Source organism: Streptomyces sp. NPDC008079 (assembly GCF_042957385.1).
Taxonomy (GTDB): domain Bacteria; phylum Actinomycetota; class Actinomycetes; order Streptomycetales; family Streptomycetaceae; genus Actinacidiphila.
In genome coordinates, this window is sequence record NZ_JBIBIC010000002.1 from 80815 (window position 1) to 92714 (window position 11900).

At 68.1% G+C, this 11900-nt stretch carries 8 protein-coding genes; 2 read left to right on the plus strand and 6 right to left on the minus strand.

Translation table 11 applies throughout. The annotated features are described in order from the left end of the window. Nucleotides 1–102: 102 nt before the first annotated feature. The 5 genes from ACFZAM_RS07425 to ACFZAM_RS07445 all read right to left on the minus strand — a co-directional run bounded on the left by ACFZAM_RS07425 (nt 103) and on the right by ACFZAM_RS07445 (nt 6835). Nucleotides 103–1740, minus strand: a complete 1638-nt coding sequence (locus ACFZAM_RS07425) for an alpha-amylase family glycosyl hydrolase (RefSeq protein ID WP_355334474.1) — start codon at nt 1738–1740, stop codon at nt 103–105. 122 nt (nt 1741–1862) lie between these two features. Next, nucleotides 1863–2753: a carbohydrate ABC transporter permease gene (locus ACFZAM_RS07430; protein WP_355334473.1), complete on the minus strand. Its 891-nt coding sequence runs from the start codon at nt 2751–2753 to the stop codon at nt 1863–1865. A 14-nt stretch (nt 2754–2767) separates the two neighbouring features. Beyond that, complete coding sequence (locus ACFZAM_RS07435) at nt 2768–3724, minus strand: sugar ABC transporter permease (RefSeq protein WP_355334470.1); 957 nt, start codon at nt 3722–3724, stop codon at nt 2768–2770. Between the two features lie 83 nt (nt 3725–3807). Continuing rightward, nucleotides 3808–5220, minus strand: a complete 1413-nt coding sequence (locus tag ACFZAM_RS07440) for an extracellular solute-binding protein (protein WP_355334468.1) — start codon at nt 5218–5220, stop codon at nt 3808–3810. Nucleotides 5221–5809: 589 nt separating this feature from the next. Continuing rightward, the gene (locus ACFZAM_RS07445; protein ID WP_188279764.1) at nt 5810–6835 is read right to left on the minus strand and encodes a LacI family DNA-binding transcriptional regulator; all 1026 of its coding nucleotides are present in this window, start codon (nt 6833–6835) and stop codon (nt 5810–5812) included. A gap of 170 nt (nt 6836–7005) precedes the next feature. Between ACFZAM_RS07445 and ACFZAM_RS07450 the strand changes: the two genes are divergently transcribed. After that, nucleotides 7006–9252 carry a discoidin domain-containing protein gene (locus ACFZAM_RS07450; protein ID WP_391043739.1) on the plus strand — a complete coding sequence of 749 codons (2247 nt, stop codon included), beginning with the start codon at nt 7006–7008 and terminating at the stop codon, nt 9250–9252. Here the strand turns inward: ACFZAM_RS07450 and ACFZAM_RS07455 are convergent. Beyond that, the gene (locus ACFZAM_RS07455) at nt 9240–10508 is read right to left on the minus strand and encodes a helix-turn-helix domain-containing protein (RefSeq protein ID WP_391043742.1); all 1269 of its coding nucleotides are present in this window, start codon (nt 10506–10508) and stop codon (nt 9240–9242) included. The genes ACFZAM_RS07450 and ACFZAM_RS07455 overlap by 13 nt on opposite strands. A gap of 502 nt (nt 10509–11010) precedes the next feature. Between ACFZAM_RS07455 and ACFZAM_RS07460 the strand changes: the two genes are divergently transcribed. After that, nucleotides 11011–11643, plus strand: a complete 633-nt coding sequence (locus tag ACFZAM_RS07460) for a hypothetical protein (protein ID WP_355334461.1) — start codon at nt 11011–11013, stop codon at nt 11641–11643. Nucleotides 11644–11900 lie beyond the last annotated feature (257 nt).

Consider the following 11900-nt stretch of genomic DNA (forward strand, 5'->3'; position numbering starts at 1 on the left):
TCCCCGCGCCCCTCAAAAATTCGGCGTACCGCCCCGGTCAGGGAACCGGCCGGGGCCGCGCCCCGGAGAAGATCGGCTTACCGTCCTCGCAAGAAAATCGTTTCAGCGGCGCAGCCAGACGGCGGTGTCGGCGGGGATACGGCCGTCGAGGAGAGGTCCGCTGGTGAGCAGGAGCTCACTGTGCGCGGGCAGCTCCGCGGGAGTGTCGGCCAGGTTGACGACGCAGACGAACGCGTCGGTGCGGCTGAAGGCGAGGACGCCCGGGTCGGAGTCGAGCCAGTGCATGGGACCGTCGCCCAGACCGGCCTCGGCGCTGCGAATCCGCAGCGCCGCCCGGTACAGCGAGAGCATCGACGCCGGGTCGGCGGACTGGATCTCGGCGGTGCGCCCCGCCCAGTCGGCCGGCTGCGGAAGCCACGGCTCCGCCGAACCCTCGGGGCTGAAGCCGAACGGCGAGGAGTCACCGGACCAGGGCAGCGGCACACGGCAGCCGTCCCGGCCGGGGTCGGTGCCGCCGGACCGCAGGTACATCGGGTCCTGGAGCTTGGCCGCCGGAATGTCCTCGACCTCGGGCAGCCCCAGCTCCTCGCCCTGGTAGAGGTAGACGGATCCGGGCAGCGCCAGGGTCAGCAGCGCGGCGGCCCGCGCCCTGCGGGTGCCCAGCTCCAGGTCGGTCGGGATGCCGAACGCCTTGGTCGCGAAGTCGAAGCCGGTGTCGACCCGCCCGTAGCGGGTGACCGTACGCGTCACGTCGTGGTTGCACAGCACCCACGTGGCGGGCGCGCCCACCGGCTCGTGCGCGGCCAGCGTCGTCTCGATGGACTTGCGGAGCTGCTCCGGCGCCCAGGGGCAGGCGAGGAAGTCGAAGTTGAACGCGGTGTGCATCTCGTCCGGCCGCAGATAGTGCGCGAAACGCACCGCGTCCGGCAGCCACACCTCGCCGACCAGGATCCGCGTGTTGTCGTATCCGTCGGCGATCCGCCGCCAGCCGCGGTAGATCTCGTGCAGGTCGTCCCGGTCGATGTACGGGTGCGGGGCGGCCGGGTCGCTGCTCAGGTCGGGCAGCTCCGGGTCCTTGGCGACCATCGCGGCGGAGTCGATCCGTACGCCGCCCGCGCCGCGGTCGAACCAGAACCGCAGGATGTCCTCGTGCTCGGCCCGGACGTCCGGGTGGTTCCAGTTGAGGTCGGGCTGCTCGGAGTCGAAGAGGTTCAGGAACCAGTCGCCGGGCGTGCCGTCCGGGTCGGTCGTCCTCGTCCAGGCCGGGCCGCCGAACTGCGAAGGCCAGTTGTTCGGCGGCAGCTCGCCGTCGTCACCGCGGCCGGGGCGGAACCAGAAGCGGTCGCGCGCGGGCGATCCGGGACCGGCCGCCAGCGCCTCGCGGAACCACGGGTGGGCCGCCGATATGTGGTTCGGCACGATGTCGATGATCGTCCTGATGCCCAGCGCCAGGCCCTCGGAGATCAGCTTCTCGGCCTCGGCGAGCGTGCCGAAGACCGGGTCGATGTCCCGGTAGTCGGCCACGTCGTATCCGCCGTCGGCCATCGGCGACGGGTACCAGGGGTTGAACCAGAGGGCGTTGACGCCCAGCTCGGCCAGGTAGGGCAGCCGGGAACGCACCCCGGCGAGGTCTCCGGTGCCGTCGCCGTTGCTGTCGGCGAAGCTCCGCGGATAGACCTGGTAGATGACCGCGCCGCGCCACCAGTTCTCGTCGGCCTCGGGCTGAGGGGTGTCTGCCACGTCAACGTCCTTTCGGGCAGGTGGGACCCCGCCGCCGGCCCCGGAGGCGGGGATGTGGGCATAGAGGCCGGCGGCGGAGTGCTTGGGGGTGCGTTACGGAAGGCTTGCGGTCCGGTGACCCGTCAGCCCTTGAGGCTGCCCGCGGTCAGGCCGGACATGATGTTGCGCTGGAAGAGCAGGAAGATCAGCAGGGTCGGCACCGCGGAGATGGCCAGCGCGGCGATCAGCACGTTCTGCGGTACGCCCTGCGAGAGCGAGTTGATGCCGATGTTGATCGGCTGGTTCTTCGGGTCGGGCTCCACCAGCATCGGCCAGAGGAAGTCCTTCCAGACGTTGACCACCGCGAAGATCGACACGACGCCGAGGATCGGACGCGACATCGGCAGCACGATCGACCACAGCGTGCGCAGCGGCCCGGCGCCGTCGATCTTCGCCGCGGACATCAGGTCCTCGGGAATCGAGTCGAAGAATCGCTTCAGCAGGAAGATGTTGAAGCCGTTGGCCACCGTGGGCAGCCAGATCGCCCACGGGGTGCCGATCAGGTTCACGTGCAGCAGCGGCAGGTCGAGGACCGTCATGTACTGCGGCACGATCAGCACCGCCGCCGGGATCATCAGCGTGGCGAGCATCATGCCGAGGATCAGATTGCCGAGCACCGGCCGGAGCTTGGAGATCGCGTACGCCGCCGCCACGTCGAAGACGAGTTGCAGCAGCAGCGCGCCGAACGCGTAATAGAAGGTGTTGAAGAGCAGCCGGGCGATCTTCAGCTCGCTCCAGGCGTCCGAGTAGTTGCTCGCCTTCGGGTGTTTCGGGAAGAGCGTCGGCGGATTCGCCAGGACTTCCTGGGCCGACTTGAAGCCGCCGGTCACCATCCAGTAGAGCGGGCCGAGGAACACCAGGGTGAAGACCAGGATGACCAGGCTCAGCACGGTCCAGTAGACGAATTTCGCCCGCGGTCGGCTCAAAGCGGCCGACGAGATCAGGGTCCGGTTTTGCTGGGTGAACGCTGCCATGTCCGTCTTCCGTCCTAGTCGCTGTTCCGGCTCAGCCGCGCGTACACACCGGAGAATCCGGCCAGCACCAGCAGCAGGAAAAGGCCCAGCGCCGCGGCGCTTCCGAAATTGTTGTAGCGGAACGCGTACTGGTAGACCATGTACACGACCGTCGTGGTGGAGTTCTCCGGGCCGTTGCCGCCGGTCAGCAGATAGACGTTGGTGAACTCCTGCATGGTCGCCACGATCTGGAGCAGCAGCATGAGTGAGAGCACCATGCGGGTCTGCGGGATCGTGACGTGCCAGATCTTGCTGAACAGCCCGGCTCCGTCCAGGTCGGCGGCCTCGTACAGCTCGCCGGGGATGTTCTGGAGCGCGGCCAGATAGATCAGCGTGGCGCTTCCCATGCTCATCCAGGTGGCCGCGATCACCACCGAGATCATCGCCGTGTGCGACGAGTCCAGCCATGCGGAGGTCGGCAGGTGCAGGGTCTTCAGAATGTGGTTGAAGAGCCCGTACTCCGGGTTGTAGAAGTACTTGAACAGCAGCACACCGGCGACCGGCGGAAGCATCACCGGCAGGTACACCAGAATGCGCAGGTACGCCTGTGCGTGCCGCAGTTCATTGAGCAGGATCGCCACGAAGAACGGCACGATGAAGCCGATCACCAGCGCGTACACCGTGAATTGCAGGGTGTTGCGCCAGGCCGTCCAGAAATACGGGTCGTGGTAGACCTGCTTGAGATTGTCGAAGCCCACCCAGGTGGTGACACCGCGCTTGGTCTTCTGGAAGCTCATGATGAACTCGCGGACCATCGGGTACCACGAGAAGAACCCGAAGCAGAGGACCGCGCCGATCAGGAAGCCGTACGCCTGGACGTTCTGCCGGACTTTACGGCTCAGGCCGGAACGGCGCTGCGTTCCATCGGGCTGACCAACGGGACGCCCGGCGTGGCGCCTACTCGATTTCTCGGGGACGGTTGTCGCCGCCATGGGTGCTCCTCGACTGAAGTGATGCGTCGGGCCGGTACCGCTGAGCGGGGGCCGGTCGCCGGACCGGCCCCCGCGGGCTGTCGTTACTGAGAGGCGGCCAGGAGGCTGTTGACCTGGGACTCGGCAGTGGAGAGCAGCTTGGAGATGTCAGCGTTCTTGTTGGTCAGAACACCGGACATCACCGTGTCGAGCACGGTGTAGATCTTCTGGGCGTTCGGCGGCTCGGGCTTCACGGGCACCTGGGCGTCGACGTACGTCTTGAAGTTCTCGACCGGGACGGTCGCGTTCGCGGCCTTGGTGGAGTTGTCCTTCTCCTTCGACGCGCCGGTGAAGAAGAAGGGCTGCGGGAGACCGACGGGCAGGCCGTCCGTCTTGTTCCGCGGGTAGTTGAACTGGCCCTTCTCGAGGGTCAGGTACTTGAAGTTGATCCAGGCGATGCCGGCCTTGATCTGGTCCGGGGAGGCCGACTTCTTGAACATGTAGTCGGCGCCGCCGAACAGCGAGGTCTTGCCGCCGGGGATCGGGGCCATGCCGAGGTCCTCGAACTTGGCCTTGTACTGCTGGACGACCAGCGGGATGTCGTCGGGAGCGCCGACGTACATGCCGACGACGCCGGTGCCCATCGCCTTCTGGACGTCGCCCCACTCCTTGCCCGGGGTGGCGGGCATGCTGTTGTCCGTCCAGCGCATGTCGTGCAGCGTGGTCAGCAGGGTCTTGGCGCTGTCGTCGTTGAACGTCGCCTTCTTGCCGTCCTCGGACACCATGGTGCCGCCGAGGCCGTACAGCTCGGACGTGAAGTGCCAGCCGCCCTGGTTGCCGCCGGCGTTCTCGATGAAGCCGTGGATGCCCTTGCTGCCGAGCTTGTCCTCGATCTGCTTGGAGGCGGCGCGGACGCCTTCCCACGTGGTGGGCGGGTTGTTCGGGTCCAGACCGGCGTCCTTGAAGATCTTCCGGTTGTAGATCAGGCCCATCTGGTAGTTCGAGGTGGGCAGACCGTACAGCTTGCCGCCGTCCTTGAGGACGTCGAGGACACCGGGGTCGATGTCCTTGAGGTTCGGGACCGTCTTGTCGTTGACGTATTCCGTGATGTCGGCCGCCTGGCCGGCGTCCAGCACCTGCTGGAGGTCGGTCATGTACGTGTAGAACGCGTCGGTCTGGCTACCGCCCTGGAGCTGGGCGGTGAACTTGGCCGGGTCCTCGCAAGGGAACGCGTCCTTGCTGTTGACCGTGACGTTCGGGTACGTCTTGTTGAACTCGGCGACGTCGTCGATCCACTGCTGGCGCTCGGCCTTCTTCGTGGTCGGCGGCTCACAGTCGACCGTGATCGACACCTTGGTCTTCGGGTCCAAGGGGGTGCCGGCGCTGCTGGAGCTGCTGCTGGCCTTCGTTCCCGGGTCATCCTTCTTGTCGTCGCTGCTGGAACACGCGGCAGCGGACAATCCGATGCCCGCGACCAGCGCGACCGCCACCAGTCTGCGGTAGCCGATTCTGCTCATGTTCAAAACCCTTTCCCCTGAACCACTGCGCGTCGTTGGACTGCGATCTGGGACCCCCGCGGCACATGGTGCACGTGATGCTCGGCGCAGTTGCACGCCGCCGTTTCGGGTTGGCTCAACGTACTTAACCCGATAGATGTCCGCAAGATGTCGCGCGAATTTCGCAAAGACACGACTTGGTTACGACGTCGGACGGCTCGCAAGTGGAAGCGGGGTCACCGGCCGTGTGCTCGCGGACGGCCCGTGACGGCCCCTCCGCGGGCCCGGCGCGGGCCGGGCCGGAGGGGGTGCCCACGGGCCCGGGAGGGTCGCCCGGCGGGCCCCAGGGGGCCGCGGCGGCCGGGGTGGCCGCGGGGTGGCCGCGGGCTGCCGCGACGGGGAGCGGCGGCCGGGTGCCGGGCCGCGGCCGGCGGGTCGCCGGGGGAGCGGACGGCGGCGCCGGGGCGGGAGCACGGCTCTCCGCCCCGGCGCCGTGGTGGCATGGCTGAGCTCGGGCCGAGCCCGGGACGGGCTCAGCCCAGGTCCTGGCCCTGATCCTGGCTCGGGCCCTGGCTCAGGTCCGGGTTCGCGGGTGACTCGTGGTGCGGGGTCAGACGTTGGCGCGGGCCTCCGGGTGGGGGAGGCGGGAGGGGTGCGGGGCGGGACCGGTGGAACCGCGTACTACCAGTTCCGGTTCGAAGAACAGCTCGTCGTGGTCGACCGACGCACCGCTGATCTCTCCGGCCAGCAGGTCCACGGCCGCCCGGCCCATCGCCTCGATCGGCTGCCGGACGGTGGTCAGCGGCGGCTCTGTGCAGTTCATCAGCGACGAGTCGTCGTAACCGATTACCGACACGTCCTCCGGCACCGACAGCCGCCTTCTGCGAGCCGCCCTTATGGTGCCGAGCGCCAGCAGGTCGCTCGCGCAGATGAAGGCCGTGATGCCGCGCGCGAGCAGCCGGCTGGCCGCCGCCTGGCCGCCCTCCAGCGTGAACAGCGCGTGCTCGACGGTCACCGACGGGTCGACCCGGCGGGCGGCGGCGAGCTTGCGGCGCGACGGTACGTGGTCGGGCGGGCCGAGCACGAGGGCTATCCGCTGATGGCCGAGCGAGATGAGGTGGTTCATCGCCTGCTCGACCGCGACCGCGTCGTCACAACTGACGCGCGGGAAGTCGAGATGGTCGATGGCCGCGTTCATCAGCACGGTGGGCAGATTGCGCTCGGCCAGCCGCGCGTAGTGGTCGTGCGGTGACTCGGCCTGGGCGTAGAGCCCGCCGAAGAAGACCACGCCGGAGACATGCTGCTGGAGCAGCAGTTCCACGTAGTCGGCCTCGGAGACGCCGCCCGCGGTCTGGGTGCACAGCACCGGGGTGAAGCCCTGCTGCGCCAGCGCGCCGCCGACCACCTCGGCGAAAGCCGGGAAGATCGGATTTTGCAGCTCGGGCATGACCATGCCGACCAGCCGGGCGCGTTCCCCCCGGAGCTGGGTGGGCCGTTCGTAACCGAGCACGTCAAGAGCGGTGAGGACCGCTGCCCGGGTTCCGTCGGAGACGCCAGGCTTCCCGTTCAGCACGCGGCTGACGGTGGCCTCACTCACCCCGACCTTCTTTGCCACCTCGGCAAGTCGTCGTGTCATGGCGTCGATTCTAGTACAGGTGGCGCAAGTTTCTTGCGGTGAATTTGCGAGATCTCTGCAAGCCATCCAAATTTTGCGAAATCCAATCGACATCTTGCTGTCTCATGCATGACATCTCTAGGGTGTGCGTCACCTCTGTGACTCCAGTCAGAAGGGACACCCCCCACCCCATGGACAACAGACGTCGTTCCACGGCCTGGTTGGCTTCCGCCACCGCGGCGGCGGTCGTCGCGGGCGGGCTCGCGCTCGCCGTGACGGCCCAGTCGGCCAGCGCCGCCCCCTCCGTATCGACCGTCTCGCCCTTCGCCGTGAGCGGAGGCGCGAGCGTCCCGTTCACCGAGTACGAGGCCGAGGCCGCCGCCACCAACGGCTCGGCGGTCGGCCCCGACTACACCCAGTCCACCGTCGCCTCCGAGGCGTCGGGCCGTCGCGCGGTCAGCCTCAACGGCCAGGGCAAGTACGTCGAGTTCACCCTGACCGCCCCGGCCAACGCGGTGGATGTCGCCTACAACCTGCCGCGCGGCGCCTCAGGCACCGTCTCGGTCTACGTCAACGGCACCAAGATCAGCCAGAAGCTGGCGGTCACCGCGCAGTACAGCTACGTCGACACGTCGTGGATCGCCGGCTCCAAGACCCACCACTTCTTCGACGACTCGCGGATCAAGCTGGGCCAGAATCTGGCCGCCGGCGCCAAGGTCAAGCTCCAGCTCGACGCGGGCGACACCGGCCAGGCCACCATCGACGTCGCCGACTTCGAGCAGGTGGCGGGGGCGGCGAGCGCCCCGGCGAACTCCATATCCGTCGTCAGCAACGGCGCCGACGCCACCGGGAGCGCCGACTCCACCAGCGCCTTCAACACGACCATCGCCCAGGCGAAGTCGCAGGGCAAGGAGGTCTGGATCCCGTCCGGCGACTTCAAGCTGGGCTCCACCATCCAGGCCGACGGCGTCACCATCCGCGGCGCGGGCAACTGGTACTCCGTCCTGCACAGCTCGCACCTGATCGACCAGACCAGCGCGAGCGGCAACACCAAGCTGTACGACTTCGCCGTCTTCGGCGAGGTCAGCGTCCGCAACGACGGCTCGCCCGACAGCTTCGTCACCGGCAGCCTCGGCCCGAACTCGGTGGTCTCCGGGATCTGGGTGCAGCGCGAGAAGTGCGGTCTGTGGCTGACCGGCAACAACAACAACCTCGTGGTGCAGAACAATCGCATCCTCGGCACCACCGCCGACGGCCTCAACCTGGACGGCAGCGCCAACGGCGTCCAGGTGAAGAACAACTTCCTGCGCAACCAGGGCGACGACAGTCTCGCCATGTGGTCGCTCGGCGCGCCCGACACGGGCAACACCTTCAGCAACAACACCATCGTGCAGCCCAACCTGGCCAACGGCATCGCGATCTACGGCGGCAGCAACAACACCGTCTCCAACAACGTGATCGCCGACACCAACGCGCTCGGCGGCGGCATCGCCATCTCCAACCAGGCGTTCCTCCAGCCCTTCAACCCGCTGTCCGGCACCGTCACGGTCTCCGGCAACACCCTGATCCGTACCGGCGCACTGAACCCCAACTGGGGCCACCCAATGGGTGCGTTGCGCGTCGACAGCTATGACTACGCGATCAACAACGACATCCGGATCAGCAACACGACCTTCATCGGCAGCCCGTACAGCGACTTCGAGTTCGTCTCCGGCGGCGGCCACGGCTACACCATCAACGGCGTGACCGTCAGCGGCGCGACGGCCAGCAACACCGGCACGGTCGTGGTGCAGGCCGAGACGCCCGGCTCCGCGACCTTCACCAATGTGACGGCCACCGGCACCGGCGCGACGGGTACGTACAACTGCTCCTACCCGGCGAACCTGCCCGCCTTCACCATCAACCGCGGTGCGGGCAACAGCGGTTGGGACAGCAACTGGAACGACTGCTCCACCTGGCCGCAGCCGGGCTCGGGCAACCCGACCACCCCGCCGACCACGCCCCCCACCACCCCGGCCTCCGGCAACCTGGCCCAGGGGCACCCGGCCTCCGACACCGGTCACTCCGATGTCTACGTCGCGGGCAACGCGGTGGACGGCAACGCCAACAGCTACTGGGAGAGCACCAACAACGCCTTCCCGCAGTCGCTGACCGTGGACCTCGGCGCGGCCAGGACCGTCGGCCGGGTCGTCCTCAAGCTCCCGCCCGCCACGGCGTGGGCCACCCGTACCGAGACGCTGAGCGTCCTCGGCTCCACCGACAACAACACCTACAGCACGCTGAAGTCGTCCGCGGGCTACACCTTCAACCCCGCGAGCGGGAACACCGTCACCATCCCGGTGACTCCCGCGAGCGCCCGCTACGTACGGCTGACCATCACCGGCAACACCGGCTGGCCCGCGGGCCAGATCTCCGAGTTCGAGGTCTACTCCTCGTAACGTGAGGGGTCGCGCGCCGGGCGGCGGTCCTCCGACAGGAGGCCGCCGTCCGGCGTTTCGCCGTTCTCCTGGAGGTGCAGCGCGCGCAGCGCGATCTCGGTGGCGAACCGGTCGTCGGGGCGCGCGAGTTGGTCGCCGAAAGCGCGGTCGAGGATACGGATCCGGTAGCGCACGGTCTGCGGGTGCACGCCGAGCTGGTCGGCGATCTGCGCCGCGGTGCCGCGGGTGGTCAGCCAGATCCGCAGGGTGTCGATCAGCCGGGCGCGCTGGGTGGCGGTCAGCCCGACCAGCGGCCCCAGATAGCGCTTGGCGATCTGCGCGACCAGCGCGGGATCGCCCAATAACCACAGCGGCAGCAGATGGTTCTCGCTCATCGCCACCGAGTCGTCGTCGATGATCCCGGCGTCGGCCAGCGCCAGCGTGTGCCGGGCCCAGCGCAGCGAATCCGCGGCCTCGCTCAGCGAGGTGGTCAGCCCGATCGCCGCCCGGCAGCCGTTGAGCGCCGCGTGCAGCCGCTCCCGCCGCTCGTCGGTGAACGGTCCCGGCACCAGCAGATGCGGCTCCGGGTCCGCGAAGTCCATCAGGATGTCCTTGTCGAGCGCCGCCCCGGCCGGACGCGTGTCGGGGGCGACCGCGATCAGCGTCACCTCCTCCGGCAGCGGCCACGCCGAGTGCTCGGCCAGCTCCGCCAGCGCGCTGCGGGCCACGGAGGCGCCGTTGAGAATCCGCCGCAGCAGTCGGCGGCGGCGATTGTCGGGCTCCTCGCCCAGTTCCGCCATCGCCTGCACATAGCCCTCGCGGGAGAGTTCGGCGAGATCGCCCATGTACGCGAAGAGCGCGTCGGCGAAGGTCAGCATGAAGGACGCCGACAGGTTGTAGCGGCGGCCCACGCTGCGCACCCGGCGCAGCGCCACCTGGCAGCCGATGCGGTACGCGGCCTGGAGGTTGTCCAGGCTGCGGCCCTCGTACGCCTCGAAGCGGCCGAACTGGCGGCACAGGTCGTCGCGGAGCGCGGTGGTCGCGGTCGGCGCGGCCACCCGGTCGACGAAAGTGGCGATGCTCTGCTCGATACCGATTTTGATCACCCGGGCGTTCGGGCCCTCCAGCAAGTGGCCGTATTCGGGGATCGTGGTGACGATTTCCGTGGCCATCTCTTTTAAAAGGCTGGGGAGTTCCGGCCGCATGATGGCGGCGAACTCCCGTGGAATCGGACCGATTGATTCCGCCTGCTCCGGCGTCTGCCGCGTTACGGTCATGTCCGTACCCCCCTCCCGCGACGGCCCTGCTGGCCGGTGAACCGGTGAAGTGGTGTGCCACGCATGGTAGTCGCGGGCAACCTCGCTGCAACATAGACCAATCGCGTACGGAACGCAGCACCTTGCACACGGAAACGTGTCAGGCCCGCGACGGTGGGCGACGGCGACCGATGGCCATGGTTGCACTCCGGGTGATCGCCCGTCGGGCCGGCCGATGCGCGCACCGTGCGGCCGACTTGCTCACTTGCTTATAAAAAATCCCGGCGCACTGTTGCTTCCGTGACAGAAAAATACCCGAGAGTAGGGTCCGCCGGAGAATCTTGGCCGGGATTATTGCGCCTCCGGGTTACCCGTGCGTAACGTCCTGCTCCGCAAGGGCAACCGAGCGGAATCGGTGCCACGTTCCAGGTAGTGAGTCGTAACCGAATTCCCCTTCCCGCCACACATGGAAGACGCGGAAGCCGGTTTATCAGGTACGTCATCTCCCAGGAAGGATCAGCCCGTGCACAAGCTCTCCAGGACCGCCAAGGGAACCATGGTCACCGGTGCCGCGATGGCGGCGGCGCTCGGCCTCGCGGTCAGCCCGGCCTCGGCCGTCACGTACACCGTCTCGGGCAGCTCGTCGACCGGTGCGATCACCGCGACGGCCACCACGCCCACGCTGACCGACACCACCACGGGCACCAAGCTCACCTGCACCTCGTCGGCGGCCACCGCCACCGTGACCAACGGTTCGCACGGCGGCACCCTCGGCACCATCAACACCGTCTCGTGGAACACCTGCAAGGTCGGCGGCATCACCTTCTCCGTCGCCGCCCAGGGCACCCCGTGGACGCTGACCGGCACCGCCGCCACCACGTCCGCGGGCGTCACCACCGGCACGCTGACCGGCGTCAAGGCCACCCTGTCCGGTCTGTGCAACGCGACCTTCGCCGACCCCAGCGGCGTGGGCAACGGCGCCACCCTCAACGCCACGTACACCAACTCCACCCACACGCTGGCCATCACCGGCGGCACCCTCAAGGCGTACAACGTCTCCGGTCTGTGCCTCGGCCTGATCAACAACAACGACCTGGCCACCTACTCGGCCGGCTACGTCGTGACCCCCACGACGCTGAAGGTCGTCTCTCCCTGAGCCCCGCCCCTCGCGTAACACCGGCCGCCGCGACCGCTGAAGTCCGCGCCGGCCGAACCGGGACCCCGGACCGCCGCAGTGGCGGCCGGGGTCCCGAACACGCACTGGAGGACAAAACTCCGCTTGTGTTTTGTCATTCGGTGACAGGAAATCCGCCCCGGTCCACACCGTCGAATATTCGTCCGGTCGATCACTTGTGGGGCCTTATTACTCGACCGTAATGTCCTGCGTCGCCGACGCCTTCCTGAGGAGTTCCG